The 14,464-nt window shown below is 65.0% G+C and carries 15 protein-coding genes; all 15 read right to left on the bottom strand.

Annotated features, from left to right (window positions below):
• Positions 1-13 precede the first annotated feature (13 nt).
• Complete coding sequence (locus VC352_RS01560; RefSeq protein ID WP_322977822.1) at positions 14-1,657, bottom strand: hypothetical protein; 1,644 nt, start codon at positions 1,655-1,657, stop codon at positions 14-16.
• Between the two features lie 138 nt (positions 1,658-1,795).
• A complete protein-coding gene (locus VC352_RS01555) occupies positions 1,796-2,200 on the bottom strand; it encodes a YbaN family protein (protein ID WP_322977821.1) in 405 nt (134 codons plus the stop codon).
• Between the two features lie 170 nt (positions 2,201-2,370).
• Positions 2,371-2,967, bottom strand: a complete 597-nt coding sequence (locus VC352_RS01550) for a hypothetical protein (RefSeq protein ID WP_322977820.1) — start codon at positions 2,965-2,967, stop codon at positions 2,371-2,373.
• Positions 2,960-3,478 (bottom strand): hypothetical protein, encoded by a 519-nt coding sequence (locus VC352_RS01545; protein WP_322977819.1) that lies wholly within the window; start codon positions 3,476-3,478, stop codon positions 2,960-2,962. Before VC352_RS01545 ends, VC352_RS01550 begins: the two co-directional genes overlap by 8 nt.
• 3 nt (positions 3,479-3,481) lie before the next feature.
• Positions 3,482-4,330: a tetratricopeptide repeat protein gene (locus tag VC352_RS01540; protein WP_322977818.1), complete on the bottom strand. Its 849-nt coding sequence runs from the start codon at positions 4,328-4,330 to the stop codon at positions 3,482-3,484.
• 14 nt (positions 4,331-4,344) lie between these two features.
• Positions 4,345-5,307: a type II secretion system F family protein gene (locus VC352_RS01535; protein WP_322977817.1), complete on the bottom strand. Its 963-nt coding sequence runs from the start codon at positions 5,305-5,307 to the stop codon at positions 4,345-4,347.
• The gene (locus tag VC352_RS01530) at positions 5,304-6,293 is read right to left on the bottom strand and encodes a type II secretion system F family protein (RefSeq protein WP_322977816.1); all 990 of its coding nucleotides are present in this window, start codon (positions 6,291-6,293) and stop codon (positions 5,304-5,306) included. The genes VC352_RS01535 and VC352_RS01530 overlap by 4 nt, the downstream gene beginning before the upstream one ends.
• The gene (locus VC352_RS01525) at positions 6,293-7,657 is read right to left on the bottom strand and encodes a CpaF family protein (RefSeq protein WP_322977815.1); all 1,365 of its coding nucleotides are present in this window, start codon (positions 7,655-7,657) and stop codon (positions 6,293-6,295) included. Before VC352_RS01525 ends, VC352_RS01530 begins: the two co-directional genes overlap by 1 nt.
• Before the next feature lie 13 nt (positions 7,658-7,670).
• Positions 7,671-8,891 (bottom strand): hypothetical protein, encoded by a 1,221-nt coding sequence (locus VC352_RS01520; protein WP_322977814.1) that lies wholly within the window; start codon positions 8,889-8,891, stop codon positions 7,671-7,673.
• A gap of 32 nt (positions 8,892-8,923) precedes the next feature.
• Positions 8,924-9,574, bottom strand: a complete 651-nt coding sequence (locus VC352_RS01515) for a CpaD family pilus assembly lipoprotein (RefSeq protein ID WP_322977813.1) — start codon at positions 9,572-9,574, stop codon at positions 8,924-8,926.
• An 11-nt stretch (positions 9,575-9,585) separates the two neighbouring features.
• The gene (locus VC352_RS01510) at positions 9,586-11,103 is read right to left on the bottom strand and encodes a type II and III secretion system protein family protein (RefSeq protein ID WP_322977812.1); all 1,518 of its coding nucleotides are present in this window, start codon (positions 11,101-11,103) and stop codon (positions 9,586-9,588) included.
• A 46-nt stretch (positions 11,104-11,149) separates the two neighbouring features.
• Positions 11,150-12,169, bottom strand: coding sequence for a Flp pilus assembly protein CpaB (gene cpaB / locus VC352_RS01505; RefSeq protein ID WP_322977811.1), 1,020 nt, complete (start codon positions 12,167-12,169; stop codon positions 11,150-11,152).
• Positions 12,170-12,183: 14 nt separating this feature from the next.
• Positions 12,184-12,744 carry an A24 family peptidase gene (locus tag VC352_RS01500; RefSeq protein WP_322977810.1) on the bottom strand — a complete coding sequence of 187 codons (561 nt, stop codon included), beginning with the start codon at positions 12,742-12,744 and terminating at the stop codon, positions 12,184-12,186.
• Positions 12,745-12,770: 26 nt separating this feature from the next.
• Positions 12,771-12,971 (bottom strand): Flp family type IVb pilin, encoded by a 201-nt coding sequence (locus tag VC352_RS01495; RefSeq protein ID WP_322977809.1) that lies wholly within the window; start codon positions 12,969-12,971, stop codon positions 12,771-12,773.
• Positions 12,972-13,081: 110 nt separating this feature from the next.
• The gene (locus VC352_RS01490; RefSeq protein ID WP_322977808.1) at positions 13,082-14,464 is read right to left on the bottom strand and encodes a HAMP domain-containing sensor histidine kinase; all 1,383 of its coding nucleotides are present in this window, start codon (positions 14,462-14,464) and stop codon (positions 13,082-13,084) included.

The raw sequence follows: 14,464 nt of genomic DNA, 5'->3' as shown, positions 1-14,464 counted from the left end.
TGCAGCGCCCGTGCTATTCGACGAGACGGACGTAGGCACTCTGCTGGCGGATGTCGTCGAGGATCTGATCCAGGCGATCCTGAAGCTGTCCTTCGGCGGCGACGAAGTCGAAGCCGGGCATGTAGGTGATGTCGCCGGCCTGTTCCGCGCAGCGGGCCAGGCCTGGCCCGGCCAGACGCTTGAAGTCCGAGGCACCATCGACCGTGCCTTCGGCCAGGAGGTCGTTATCAGGGATCTCGTCCTGGCCGATTGCGATCAGGAAGAAGCGCAGTTTGCGTTCACGCAGGGAGTCGCATAACTGAGCGAAGCGTTGCGTCCTGAGGCTGGTGTTTTCACCATCGGTGCCGGTTTCCCCGTCGATGGCCTGGCCGACATAGGCGTTGTAGCTGTCGCTGTCGAACCAGCGCTGGTCTGTGGTGTTGACCAGCATGACGATGGCCTTGTAGCTGTCGCCGCCATCGTCCTTGAAGTCCTTGGGCAGATCGTCCGGCAGGTTCCAGCCGCTGTTACCACGGAACGCAGGAGCCAAGGCCATGGCACTCCAGCCCATGGCGATGGCGTAGTTGGTGTTGAAGCGGGTGGACATCTGGTCGAGGCGTTCCTCGATCTTGTCCAGGTCGTTGGTCAGGGGCAGCAGAGGGGCTGACGGGCAGCCGCGGTCGGCGACCATCCAGCGCGTGTCGTTGACACCAGTGGCCTGACCGAAGAGCGGGTTCGGGCCGATCCAGCGGATCGGGTTCGCACCTGGGCTGCCGTTCTCCGGCAGGTCGTGACGGTAGTAGATGCGGAACTGGCCACCCGGCGCCTCGTCCCAATGGTAGTTCTCGCCGCGATTCAGACCACGGTAGAGGCACAGCAGGTTGGCGCGGCGATCCGGGATACGACGGTCATGCAGACCGGCATAGCCGGAGCGGAACAACGAGGTCAACTCGATAGGGCGCAAGGCCGCTGCCATGGACCAACTGTTGAGGCGCTGCATGTGGCTGGCACTGGGGCCGGCCGGCGCACGCGTGTCGGGGTTGGTGTAGTCGGGCGAGACGTTCACTGCCTGGCTGTAGGGCACCAGGGCCAGCCAGGCATCCTCGCGATCCTTCACCAGCTTTTCAGCGAAGCGCTTGCCCAGGCGACGCAGCACCGCAAGGTTGGCTGCGTTCTCTGAACCGCTATTGGGCAGAGTCAGCGCTACTTCCAGGGCGCTGGGCTGCACCTCGACGGTCGAGTGGATGCTGATGTCACGCGGCTCGCCGCCAAGGAACTCGGGGCTGGCCTGAAACGTGACCTGCACCTGGTAACGGATTCGGCCTTGCTCATCCTTTGTCTGGCTGAGCGCCAGGCTGTCCTCATCGATCTGTTCGGCAAGCGTACTATCGAGACCTAGGTTGTTGATGACGTAGCCATAGGCGAGCTTGCGCAGTTCTTCCTCGCTCTTGTCGCCGCTGAGCACGCGCTCCTGGCCGATTGCGAGCGCGGCGGCATCGGTGGCCCGTTTCACCTGCGCGGCGCCGTTGGTCATGCGGCTGGTGTCGAGGGAATAGGCGGTAGCCAGCAGCGCGCCACCGATGGCCAGGGCCATGAATGGCGCGACGCTGCCGCGTTGCCGGTGAGCGCGGAGCATGGGCGCGGCGTGACGGTGGAAGAGGGTGGGCCATGCGCGCATCGGGATCTTGCCTTTCTCTGGAATGCCCGACAGGAAACAGTGGGCTCGGAGCGGCAAAGATAAGAATTATTCCTAATCGCGAGCAATGCTCGTTTCATTAAGAATGCTTAAGGGAGCGCATGCGCTCGAAGCGAGGCGTCAAGCCAGCGGGCGTTCTGTCGGCAACGACTCGGGCCGCGACCAGATCCAGCACGCGCCGCAGAACATGCCGCCACCTGCAGTGAGCAGCAGCCACAGCGGCGGCTCATGCCACAGCAGCAGGGCGAAGCAGGCGAGCATGCCGAGGCTGGCGTAGAGCTTGTGGCGGCGGGCTATCACGCCGCCCCGTGTCCAGTTGTTGAGCATAGGGCCGAACAGCCGGTGCTCGTGCAGCCAGCGATTCAGGCGCGGCGAACTCTTGCTGGAAGCCCAGGCCGCGAGCAGAACGAACTCGGTGGCCGGCAGGCCCGGCAGGATGAGGCCGAGCAGGGCGAGGCCCAGGCTCAGGTAGGCCAGTACCAGGTAACAGAGACGTTTGGCGGGGCTGAGGGCAGGTGTCTGCATGAGTCGTGATAGATCGGCTGGTGCGGAACGGTTCGCGCTGGGAGCGCAGCATAGGGGCGATACGGCACATGCCTCGTGCCGCGCTCAAGTAGAAGGCGCAGGGGTGCCTGAGGCAAGTTAAGAGGGCTTCATCTTTGCGGAACGCTACCGATACGAGCGGCATGCGGGCATCAGCTGTCTTCGTCCTCCAGGCCGACTTCCTCGCGTAACGGCGCATCCAGTTCGATGTCGCTGTAGCTCATGCGGGCGAAGGAAATGGTCTGGATATCCTTGCTCGCCAGCAGGGCGCTGCTCAGCGCCAGGGTGTCACTGTTGCGGCACAGTTGCACGACCACGATCGAGGTGCCGGACGTACTGTCCTCATCATCCTCGTCGTCACCGCTGTTGGCAGGCAGTTCCTCCGGCAGTTCGCCGGTATAGCGGTCACCGCTGAACAGCTCCGGGCAAAGGCTTTCGGCATTACCGCGATAGAGCGGTTTCCAGGGCATGCGGCGGTCGAGCATCACGCGGCTGATGACCATCTGGTAGTCACCCAGTACGCCCGGTGCCGCGCTTTGCTCGGTGAGTGCCTGCAGGCCGTCCTTGTCCAGGCGGTTCTGCATGGCCAGCGTGCTGGCCACCGTATGGGCGGACTGCTCCATGTAGGCACGCGCCAGGTTGATGTTGTACAGGTCGGCGATCACCAGCGCACTGCCAATCAGCAAGGGCAGCGTCAGGGCGCTCTCGATCAGGGCATTGCCGCGCTGCTTGCGGCGCAGGTCATTCATCGTCGTCCTCCTCGTCGGTGTCGCTGGTGAGGCTGCCCAGTAACTGGCGGTACTGGTACTGGAAGGCATCACCAAGGCCGAACAGGGCCGGCAGTGGTGTCATGAAGGTCTGGGTCAGGTCGACGGTGACACTGAGCACGGGTGGCGAGTGGTCGACGGCGTCCTTTTCCTCGTCCGCCGCACCACCGGCGAAGCGGCGCAGGTTGTCGAAGGCCAGCACATCGACCTCGAAGTTGTCCTCGGTGAGAAAACCGTAGGACGAGTCGATCAGCCGCTGTTCGATGGCCGCCTGCAGCACCTCGGGCGTCTGTGCGTAGAAGGCGCGCTCCTGGCGGAAGTCCTGCAGGGCGCGCTCCAGCGCGAGGTTACCGACGCCGATCATCAGGCTGATGCGTGCCAGTTCGAACAGCATCATCACGCCGAACAGCAACACCGGCAGGATCAGCGCGGTTTCCACGGCGGTCACGCCTTGCTGTTCGTGCAGCAGGCGGTGCAAGCGAGTGTGCTGCATTGCTCAGTTCTGCTCGCTCAGGGCCAGCGGTTGCTGGCTGGCCGCCAGCAGCTCGCTGGCCAGCGGCGCCCCGGCATTGACCCGAGCACGGGCGGTGCGGAACTGTTCGATGATCCGCCCGGCGTACTCCGGCTGCAGGCTTTCCAGCAGCACAGCCTGGGCGGTGTCGTCGTGACCGGCGAACACGTAGGCCAGCGCCAGGTTCAACTGCAGGGAGATATCGCCCTGGCCGCGTGACTGGTTGAGCAGGCCGATAGCCTTGCTACTGTCGCCGCTGGCCAGCCAGGACAGTGCCAGGTTGTTCAGCGCCGGCGCGAAGCCCGGGTTGATCTCCAGCGCCTTCTCGAATTGCCGGCGGGCGTCGTCATCGCGGTTTTGCAGGTTGTAGGCCACGCCCAGGCCATTGAGTGCCTGCAGATTGCCCGGCTCGGCATCGATGGCGCACTGGAAATCACGCTCGGCGAGGCCAGCCTGACCGAGAGCCAGGCGCGCACGCCCCAGGCCTGCGCACAGCGCCACGCGCTGCGCATCCGGCAGCGCCTGGATGTTACCGCTGAGTGCGGCACGGGCGCGTTGGTACAGCGGTAACACTTCCTGAGCTGGGCGTACGGCTGCGGCGACACTGGCGTATTCCAGCATGTAGCTGTTTTTTAGCTGGCCGCGCTCGTCCATGCGCGCATAGACCTCGTAGGCCGCCTGGAAACGCTGGTTGTCGCGCAGGGTGTGAGCCAGACGCAAGGCTTCAGCGGCTTCCTGATCCAGTTTCGGTTGGGTCAGCGGTGCAAGGCTGGCGCAGCCGCTTAACGTCAGGGTCAGCAGCAGGGGTAATAGGGCGGTGCGGTAGGCAGGCATTAAGAGGTCTCGCATCATTGGCTGAGCAGGCGGATGACGCGCACCATCGCGGGTGCGCCCATCATCGCCACGATAGGCGGCAGGATCAGGGTCATCAGGGGCACGCTCAGTTGGGCAGGCAGCTTGCCGGCGCGCTCTTCGAGATTGAGGATCAGCGTCTTGCGGCTTTCCTCGGAAATGGTGCGCAGTGCCTGCGACAGCGGCGTGCCGTAGCGCTCGGCCTGGATCAAGGTGGCGACCATGCTTTCGATGCCGCTCACGCCGGTGCGCTCGGCCAGGTTGAGCAGAGCGCGGGGGCGGTCACTGAGGATCTGCAGCTCGGCGTAGGTGTAGCGCAGCTCGTCGGCCAGCTCCGGCGCCGACAGCGCGAGTTCCTTGGACACCACTTGCAGCACGCGGCCTAGCGGCAAACCAGCCTCGGCGCAGATCACCATCAGGTCGAGGCCATCGGGCAGGCTGCGCGACAGGCGTTCGCCGCGTTTGGCGCTGCGCATCTTCAGCCACAGTTCCGGAGCAGTGGTGCCGGCGAACAGCGCCATCAGCCCACCGGCCAGGCCATTCATGCCCAGGCGCGAGCCGGGCTCCAGCACGCCGAACAGCACCCCCATCGCCAACAGCAGGCCGAGCGCGTACTTGCCAACCATCAGCAGGCCCAGAGCCTCCGGGTTGCGGAAACCAGCCATGCTCAGCAGGCGGCGTAGTTTTTGGCGGTCGTTGTCGGTGCCCGCCAGCCCTTCGCCGAAGCGCGCTGTCGGCAGCAGCAGGGCCTGCAGGCGCGGAGGCAGTTGCAGGCCCTGGCCGCGCAGGATGTCGTCCTGGCGAACGGGCGCACTGGCTTGCGGGGTATCCGGGCGCAGGCGCTGGCGCAGCGGGGCGAGCTTGCTGCGCTGGTGCAGGCCGATCAGCAGCAGGCCGACGCCGGCCAGCAGGATGGCCAGTGCGCTGGCAGCCAATGGGTTGTCGAGCAGGGCGCTCATGTCACCCTCCTTACCATCAGGTGGGTGAGGGTCAGACCCAGGGCGACACTGCCGAAGGCGTAGAACAAAACCATGTTGCCGGTCGGGTCGCCGAGCAGGAAGTGAAAGTCGCGTGGCGAGTTGAGGTACATGTAGCCGAGGGCAAAGGGCACCAGTGAGGCGACGATCTTCGCCGAGGCGCGGGCCTCGGAGGTCTTGGCCTGAATTTTCAGGTGCAGTTCGTGGCGGTCACGCAGGGTCGCCGACAGCCGATCCAGGGTTTCCCCCAGGCGGCCACCGGCCTCCTGGTTGATGATCAGGATCACCGCGAAGAAGCGGTACTCGTTGAGCGGGATACGCTTGGCCGAATCCTGCATGGCCTGGCGCAGCGGCACGCCCAGGCGCAGCCAGTTGTCGATCAAGGCGAATTCCACCGACAGCGGCCCTGCAAGGTTCGGCGCCACCAGGGCGAAAGCGTTGCTCACCGGCACGCCTGCGCGGGCCGTGCGGGTGATGGCGTCGATGGCTTCCGGCAGGCTCTGCTTGAGCTCGGCCAGGTGCTTGGCCAGGCCCTTGTTGTAGCCCAGGGTGGCGAGCACGGCGAAGAACACCAGCGTCAGCAGCAGGCTGGCCAACACCGGCAGCGGCGTTTCGCGCCCCAGCAGCACGCCGCCGATCAGGCTGGCCAGGCCGGTCAGGGCCAGGCGCATCGGCAGGCTCTGACGCCAGCCGAGCACGCTGATACCCAGCCAGATGCGGGAGATATGCGGGCCTATCACGGGCAGGTCGGCAAAGGGCGCTTGCTGCATCTCGCGCAGGATGCCGTCGACCGACACCTGCGGACTTTGCTTGATCGCCTCGCCGACGAGTTCGCCCTTGAGCTTCTCCAAGCGCTGCACCACGGCTTTGTCCGGCACGTTGCGGCGCTTCAGGCTGCGTACCGTCAGCACCGTGAGTACAACGACGGCGAACACCAGCAGGGTCAGCAGATCAAGCACGGCGTCCATCAGATCTGCCCCTCGAAGAGGTGGGCGTGGTCGTTGTAGAAGTGCGGGCGCTGGCCGCTGGACACGTATTGGCCCTGCAGGCGGCCCTGGGCGTCGATGCCGTGGGTCTTGAAGGCGAACAGTTCCTGGGTCTGGATCACGTCGTTCTCCATGCCGCAGACCTCGGTGATCGAGACGATGCGTCGCCCGCCATCGCGCTGCCGCTCGACCTGCACGATGAGGTTGACGGCGCTGGCGATCTGCCGGCGGATGGCTTCCAGTGGCAACTGCATGCTGGCCATCATCACCATGTTCTCCAGGCGCATGATGGCGTCGCGCGGAGTGTTGGCGTGCACCGTACAGAGCGAACCGTCGTGGCCGGTGTTCATCGCCTGCAGCATGTCGAAGCACTCGCCGCCCCGTACCTCACCGAGGATGATGCGGTCGGGGCGCATGCGCAGGGCGTTGCGCACCAGGTCGCGCTGGTCGACCTTGCCGGTGCCCTCGGCACTGACCGGACGGGTTTCCAGGCGCACCACATGGACCTGTTGCAGTTGCAGCTCGGCGGCATCCTCGATGGTGATGATGCGATCGTCGTTGCTGATGTTCTGTGACAGGGCGTTGAGCAGGGTGGTCTTGCCCGCGCCGGTACCGCCGGAAACGATGATGTTGAGCTTGGCCACCATGGCGCGCTTGAGCACCTCAGCCATGTCCATGGACAGCGCGCCGCGTTCGGCGAGAATTTCCAGCGACATGTTGCGGCGCATGAACTTACGGATCGAGATGCTGGTGCCGTCGATGGCCAGTGGGTAGGTGATGACGTTGACCCGGCTGCCGTCGGCCAGGCGCGCGTCGACCATCGGGTGGCTCTCGTCGATGCGCCGGCCCACGGCGGCGGCGATGCGCTGGGCGGTGTTGAGCACATGCTCTTCGTCGACGAAGGTGATCGGCGACAGCTCCAGCTTGCCGTAGCGTTCGACGAACACTTGCCCTGCGCCATTGACCAGAATGTCGTTGACCGAGTCGTCGTGCAGCAACGGCTGGATCGGGCCGATGCCCACCATCTCGTTGAGCATTTCCTCGGCGATGGCTTCCTCTTCCTGGCGCGACAGCTGCAGGCGGTTGTCATCGCAGATACGGCGGATCAGCGACTCGATCTGCACACGCAGCTTGTCGCGGCCCATGGCGGCGGCCTTGAGCGGGTCGATCTGGTCATACAGGTAGCCGCGAATCAGCTTGCGGTTCTGCGTGCTGGCGTTGTCCACCGGCTTGGCCTGGGCGTTGCGCTGCACGCTGGTGGCGCGCACGTCCTGCTGCGCGGGCTGCGGCTCGCTTTGCGCCTGTTGGCGCAGTTCGCGATTCTTGTGCGGGTGACGGATGAGCATGGGCGAACTCTCCTCAGGCCGCTTGGCGGTTCAGCACGCGCTTGAGGCGTGAGAGCAGGTTGCCGCTGGCAACGGTGGCGCGCTTGGGCGCATGCCCGGTGGCCATGTCGGCCAGATCCTGCAGGGCCACTTGCAGCGCCGGAGCGGCGGTCAGGTTCAATGAGCCGGTGAGCAGGCTGGCCGCCAACGCAGGCCCTGCATAGGGCAATTGCAGGTCGATGCGTCGCTCGATGAAATCCTCGAACTGGCTGCGCTCGACCACGCCAGCGTGGTTGCCTCGTGCGGCATTGGCCACCAGTAGCAGGTGCTGGCCGTCGCTCTCGTCGCCGATCTCGCGCAGCAGACGATGCAGATTGCGCGCGTCCTGCACGGTCAGGTCGGTGAGCAGAATGCGCGTCTGCGCGTGAGCCAGCACATCCAGGGTGCCGTGTGGACTCCCGGCCGGCAGATCCCAGATCACCTGGTTGAACATCTGACAGAGGTTGGCACCGAGAAACAGCAGGTGTTCGGCGCTGAAATTCTGCTCGGGGCGCAAGGTCGGGGCCTGGGCCAACAGATGCAGGCGCTCGTTGATCCGCCCCATGGCACGTTGCAGCAGGCGGCTGTCGATCTCACCGCTGCTCAGTGCACCGGCCAGGCCGGCGTCGCCCTCGTAGCCCAGCAGCAGGCTCTGGTCGCCATTATGGCGATCAAAGTCGACCACGGCGCTGGCCATGTGCCGATCCTGCGAAAGAATCTGCGCCAGGCCGGCGACCACGGTGCTCACGCCGCAGCCACCAGAGGCGCCGCTGATGGCGATGGTGCGACCGCTGCGCGCGCCATGGCTGGTGGCCTGGCCCGCGCGGGCGCGGCCCAGGGTGGCGGCCAGCAGATCCAGTGGCACCGGCTTGGCCAGGTAATCGAATACGCCGCTGTGCAGCAGGGTGCGGTACAGGTCGACATCCTGCTTGCTGCCGATGGCCACGATATGACAGGCCGGGTCGCAGATTTCGCCCAGTTCGGCCAGCGACTGCAGGGGCATGGCATCGCCATCGATGTCGATGACCAGCACCTGCGGCGGCGGGTTGTCGCGGCTCCAGGCGATGGCCGCAGCGATGCCGCCAGCGCGTGCCTGGCTGGCTTCCTGGCCGAGCCGTTGTAGCTGTGCGCCGAAGCGGGCGGCTTCTTCGCTGCTGGCGGCGAACAGCATCAGAGTGGGCGTATCGTTTTTGAGCGCTTGGGTCGTGTCGTTCATGGTGCGGATCTCTTTGCGTCGGGCCTGCTGGCTCAGTCCTGGAAGTCGATGTCGAGCAATTCGCGGACTTCGTCGTCGTGGTAGCGGCCCACGGCATTCACCGCGCCGATTCCGTCGCCGCCATCGAGTGCTTGTGGGCGCAGCAGATCGCGCGGGTCGGACACCATGGCGGCGATATTGGCGCGATTGGCGCAGCCCAGCGTACCGATGGCCTGATAGGGCTTGACCGTCCAAGCGTCGGGGTTGGCGATGTTGCAGTCCGGCACCTTGACCACCAAGGCCTCGGAGACCACCTGCAGATCCCATTCGCTGGCTTGCGGGGCTTCCAGGCGCGACGGCATGACAATCACCTGCTCGCTCACCGCACCCTGGGCGCGCAGCACATCAGCCAGGCGCTGCGCCAGGCGTTCGCCGGACGGCGTGTAGGGCTGCAGGGTGAGGGTTTGTTGGCGCAGACGACCTTGAGCGCGCAACAGCGTGTTGAGGTTGGCCAGCGACTCGGCGGTGAAGCTGCCGTTGCCATTGGCCTTGAGCGAGGCGACCAGCGCCGAGGGGGCGATCTTGGGTTGTTCGATTTCACCGAAAGGCGCGAAACGCTGTTCGCGCAACTGGTTCACATGGCGGTCGCAACCGGCCAGCAGCAGGGCGAGGGCCAGCAGGGAGAGCAGGGGACGTGCGGGCATGGCGAATATCCTCAGTACAGGTAGCCGGCAGTGGCCTGGGGCGGAATCATGGTGTCCAGCGCGCGAATGCCACGGCCGGGAGACTGCAAGGCGCCGGCCGCGGTCGGCTCGACCACGTAGGCGGTGGCGATGATCACCAACTCGCTGTCGCTCTGTTCGCTGGTCTCGGTCTCGAATAAACGGCCGAGCAGAGGCAGGCTCTTGAGGCCGGGCACACTGCTGACCTGCTGGTTGATACTGCTGCGCAGCATGCCGGCAAGGGCGAAGCTCTGGCCGCTGGCCAGCTCAACCGTGGTATCGGCACGGCGCACCTTGAATGCCGGGATGGTGAAGCCGTCCAGGGTCACGGCGCCTTCGTCGGACAGGTCGCTGACTTCCGGGGCGACGTGCAGGCTGATGCGATTCGGCGACAGCAGGGTCGGGGTCATGCGCATGATCACGCCGTACTGCTTGAAGTCGATGTTCACGCTGTTGTTGACGAAGGTGACGATGGGCACCTCGCCGCCAGCAGCGAAACCGGCGGTCTCACCGGACATCGCGGTGAGGTTCGGTTCGGCCAGAATGGTCGCCAGGCCGTCGTCGGATAGTGCGGTGAGCAGGCCGCCGACGGTGACTGAACCGTTGCGGTGGAAACCACCCGCGACCGCATTGGTTACCGTGCCACCGCTGAAGGCGCCTGTGCTGGCATCGAACAGCGAGGCGCCATTGCGCAGGAAGTAGTTGCCGTCCTTGAGCGCAACATCCCAGTTCATGCCCAACGAAGAAGTCAGGCTGCGCGACACCTCGACGATGCGCACGCTGATATTGACCTGGGCGGACAGCTCCACCTTGAGTTGGTTGATCACTCGCGGCGCGCCCTGGCCATTGCCACCCTGCGCTTGCGGCTGGGCGCCGCCGCCCTGGCTGGAGCGGGCGCCGAGATTGGCCTCGACGCTGTCCATGACCTGCTTGGCCTGCTGCGGGGTGCGTACGCTGCCACGCACGATCAGGCTGCTGCCGGAGGGGACGAACTCCACCTTAGCTCCGGGGATTTCATTGGCGATCTGCTCGCTCAGGCGGGTCAGCGCAGCGATGTTCGGCGTGGCCACCAGGCGCACGGCTGCGACCACTTCATCATTGGCGTCCAGCGCGTAGAGGGTGGTGGTGCCGGGGATCTTGGCAAACACGAAGACACTGCCTGGCGATGCGACCTGGAAGCTGGCGACCTCGGGATTGGCCACCATGACGTTGGTGGCTTCGCGCGGCAGTTGCAGCAGGCGCCCCTGGTTGACCACCAACGGCACGCTATCGGTCGCTTCGATGGCCTTGAGTGAATTGCGCAACTGACGCACCACTGGCTGGGTCACTTCGGCGGCCTGCCCGTTCTGCTCGTAGTACTCACGGGCAAAGGCCATGTCGAGGTCCGGGTTGTAGCCGTTGGTATCCTCGGCAGGCGTGTCGGCTGCGTCCAGTTTCTCGGCCTGGACGAGAGCCGGGGTGGCGAGCAGGCAGGCCAGCGGCAGGGCCAGGTGTTTGAGCGCGAACTTCATCTATCGAATTCTCTGTTGGCAGAAGTGGGCTGACCGTTCGGGCGCGTCACTGATTGAATTGCACGTTGCTGGCGGTATCGCCGTGAAAGGCTCTGACCAGCGGCTTCTGGTTGGCGAAGGGCGCCGAGGCGCTGTAGACGCCAGTGGTTTCGGCCAGGGTGGTGACCGCGCCGCTGCCGGTCCTGACCTGGCCATCGCCGACATCACGACTGCTGCGCAGGGCCAGCTGCAAAGTGCCGATCTGGCTGGCCAGGGCCAGGCGTTCGGCATAGGCGGGGGGCACTTCCAGGGTCACGGTCTGTGCCGAGCTAGAAGGGTAGGCATCCGGATTGCGCTTGCTCTTGCCTGCATCTGCCGGCCGTGGTTGCAGGGGGCTGCGTGCCTGGTTATCGACCGCCAGCACGCGCACGTTCTGCAGCAGGGTCTGCGCCGCAAGGCGCGGTACCTGATTCTGTGCCTGGATATCGAGAACCTGACGCACCATGTCCTGGCGTTGATCCTGGGTCAGGTCGCGCTGGTCGGCACCGAACATCCTGGCCAGGTCACTGCTCTGCACGCTGCTGATGTCCTGTTCCTGCTCGCGTTGCAGGTTGACCACCACGTCCACCCGGTCGCCGGAGGTGAGCATGCTGTGCTGACTGGCGGTCTGGCTGGTGGGGACGGTGATCGCGCGCATGCCCGGGGCGATCACCGTAGCGATGAAACCGGGCTCGTTGGGGCGCACCACGATGCCGCTGGTCAGGGGCGTTCCGGCGGCCACGGCGTGGCGCACACTGGCGCCGCTCAGTTGGTTCGCGGCCTCGCTGCCGTGGGTGTAGTAGAGGCGCTCCTCGACCGCACTGGCACTCGGTTTCCACTCGACCGCAGCCGCGTCGAGGAAGTCGCCCGGTTGCAGATCACGACTCGCGACCAGCACCGCCGGATAACTTGGCTTGGGTGCTTCGATGACGGGTTTCTCGACCACGGGCGGCGGTGGCGGCGGAGTCAGCATTACGCGAGCCAGCAAGGCTGCGCTGCCGGCAACCAGCAGCGTGCCGGCCACGAGGAGGACGGAAGGGGTTTTCATGGCGTGAACCGTGTCTAGGAATGGATGGGAACCAACAGCGTGTAGAGCGCACCGATGGCGATGGCCACGCCGTAGGGAATGCCCTGTGGTCGTTGCTCGGTGAGTGCCACGGGCAATGGAATGTTCAGGCGTGGGCAGGCAGTGCCCAGGCGTTGCCAGCGCAGGGCGAGGGCGTACTCGATCTGGTTGAGCAGTGGTAGGCCGAGGGCCAGCATGCCACCGGCCAGGGCCGTCACGATAAGGAAGGCCATCTGATCCGACTGGCACATCCACAGGCTCACCGCAGCCACCAGTTTGATGTCGCCGGCACCGACCCGGCCGAGGCAGAACAGGCCGAAGCCGATCACCAGTACCAGCATGGCGCCGAGCAGGCCATACGCGACCTGATCGAACAGCTCGGCGCTGCTCATCGTGCCCCAGGGGCCAAAGCCGAACACGGCACTGACTGGCAGCACCAGCCACAGGGCTAGCAGCAGCAGGATGAGCAGGTTATGGATGCGCCGGTAGAGCAGGTCGGAGCCGACCACGAACAGCAGCGCCGGCAGCAGGACGATGATGATGAACAGATTGTCCATGCCGTACTCCAGCGCCTGGGCCGCGCTTACTTGGTGGAGCCCGGGTTGTTGGTATTGGTGATCTGGTCAGCGATCGAGGAGAAGCGCTCCTTGAGCGCGGTCACGAATACACCGTCAGAACCGAAGATGATCCCGATAGCCGCAGCCATGGCGGCGGCGAGGATGCCGTACTCGATGGCGGTGACACCGCTTTCGTCGGCGAGGAATTGCTTGATGCGATTGGACATGACAGCTCCGTCAGCTAAAGGCGAGCGTGTGTTTTCAGGAGTCACTATTAAGATTTGTTCTCAAATGCGAAGCAAGATCGATTTCATTAAGAATGCTTAAGGAAAGCGCCTCACACACCCGTTGGCGCCGGCTTGAGCTCCAGGATCGCGCGCAGGCCCGGCTGGTTGTCCGCCAGTACCAGGCGTCCTCCATGCAGGTCGCAGATGGCTCGCGTAAGGGTCAGCCCCAGGCCGTTGCCCGGCACGTCACCGCTGGTGTCGAGGCGGCTGAAGCGCTCCATGGCCTTGGCATTGAGCTCGCGAGGTATGCCTCGTCCGCGGTCGGCGACACTCAGCGTCTGGCGTCCAGGCAGGTTGGCTGCCGCCAACAGAATTGGCGATCCGGTCGGCGCGTACTTCAGGGCGTTGTCGACCAGATTGGCCAAGGCCTGAAACAGCAGGGCACGGTCGCCATACAGGCGGTAGTCGGGCACACACTCGATCTGCAGTAGACAATCACGCTCTTCGGCCAGCGGTAGGTAGTACTCACGCACGTCCTCCAGCAGCTCACGGGCCAGAATCACCTCGAACTGATGGGCGCAGCGGCCGGTTTCCACCTCGCCGACGCGCATCACCGCGCGGAACAGGCTCTGGATGCGCTCGCTGTCTTGCACGGCGCGCAGCAATTCCTCGCGAGGTTCGCCCTCAAGACGTTCGCTGACGCTGAGCAGGCGGCTTTGCAGGCGCGTCAACGGGGTGCGCAACTCGTGGGCGATATGGCTGGTGACCGTCCTCACTTCCTCCATCAATCGGTCGATGCGCTGCAGGCTCTGGTTGATCTCGCCACCTAGCTGGTCGAACTCGTCGCCGTCACGGGCACTGGGCGCACGTGCGCTGTGATCGCCGCTGGCGTAGCGGGAGAGGGCGTCCCGTATGTGATTGATGCGCGCGAGGTTGCGCCGGCTGAACGGCAAGCTGATGAGCAGGATCAGCAGTAGCACCAACAGCAGACCAGCACCGGCCATCAAAGGAATGATGCGCGTACGCTCGAGCATCGGACGCAAGTCATAGGCGCTGAAGTAGCGGCCGCCGTCGGCCAGTGGCACCAGCAGGCCGAGTATCTCCGCCTCGTTGCCATCCTCGCCATGGAGGGTCGCGTGGCGCCAGTTACTGGCGCATTCTCCCTGGCAGGCAAGGCTGGGCAGCAGATGAATGTCGCCATAGAGCGGCAGCCCCTGGTTGTCGATGACCAGGGCGTGACGTTCCTTGCGGTTTTCGAAAGGTTCCCGGTATTGCAGGGCCGAGACCACGTCCCTGCTAAGCAGCAGTCGCCCGTGCAGTTGTTGCGAGCGAACGTCGTTGAGAATCATGTCACGCACATGGCTGCGCATGATCAGCTCCAGCAGGTGATTGCTGAAGATGATCGACGCCAGCGCAATGAGCAGGCTGATGAAGGCGATGGTCGAGGCTTGCTGGAAATTGCTGGTACTGAACAGCTGCCTGAGACTGAACAC

The sequence above is a fragment of the Pseudomonas sp. C11 genome (assembly GCF_034683865.1).
In the GTDB taxonomy this organism is placed as follows: Bacteria; Pseudomonadota; Gammaproteobacteria; order Pseudomonadales; family Pseudomonadaceae; genus Aquipseudomonas.
This window is presented reverse-complemented; position numbering and strand designations above follow the sequence as displayed.

Coding starts and splice junctions, on each gene's coding strand:
- VC352_RS01560 (WP_322977822.1), bottom strand. CDS start 1,657: ATGCGCGCATGGCCCACCCTCTTCCACCGTCACGCCGCGCCCATGCTC.
- VC352_RS01555 (WP_322977821.1), bottom strand. CDS start 2,200: ATGCAGACACCTGCCCTCAGCCCCGCCAAACGTCTCTGTTACCTGGTA.
- VC352_RS01550 (WP_322977820.1), bottom strand. CDS start 2,967: ATGAATGACCTGCGCCGCAAGCAGCGCGGCAATGCCCTGATCGAGAGC.
- VC352_RS01545 (WP_322977819.1), bottom strand. CDS start 3,478: ATGCAGCACACTCGCTTGCACCGCCTGCTGCACGAACAGCAAGGCGTG.
- VC352_RS01540 (WP_322977818.1), bottom strand. CDS start 4,330: ATGCCTGCCTACCGCACCGCCCTATTACCCCTGCTGCTGACCCTGACG.
- VC352_RS01535 (WP_322977817.1), bottom strand. CDS start 5,307: ATGAGCGCCCTGCTCGACAACCCATTGGCTGCCAGCGCACTGGCCATC.
- VC352_RS01530 (WP_322977816.1), bottom strand. CDS start 6,293: ATGGACGCCGTGCTTGATCTGCTGACCCTGCTGGTGTTCGCCGTCGTT.
- VC352_RS01525 (WP_322977815.1), bottom strand. CDS start 7,657: ATGCTCATCCGTCACCCGCACAAGAATCGCGAACTGCGCCAACAGGCG.
- VC352_RS01520 (WP_322977814.1), bottom strand. CDS start 8,891: ATGAACGACACGACCCAAGCGCTCAAAAACGATACGCCCACTCTGATG.
- VC352_RS01515 (WP_322977813.1), bottom strand. CDS start 9,574: ATGCCCGCACGTCCCCTGCTCTCCCTGCTGGCCCTCGCCCTGCTGCTG.
- VC352_RS01510 (WP_322977812.1), bottom strand. CDS start 11,103: ATGAAGTTCGCGCTCAAACACCTGGCCCTGCCGCTGGCCTGCCTGCTC.
- cpaB (WP_322977811.1), bottom strand. CDS start 12,169: ATGAAAACCCCTTCCGTCCTCCTCGTGGCCGGCACGCTGCTGGTTGCC.
- VC352_RS01500 (WP_322977810.1), bottom strand. CDS start 12,744: ATGGACAATCTGTTCATCATCATCGTCCTGCTGCCGGCGCTGCTGTTC.
- VC352_RS01495 (WP_322977809.1), bottom strand. CDS start 12,971: ATGTCCAATCGCATCAAGCAATTCCTCGCCGACGAAAGCGGTGTCACC.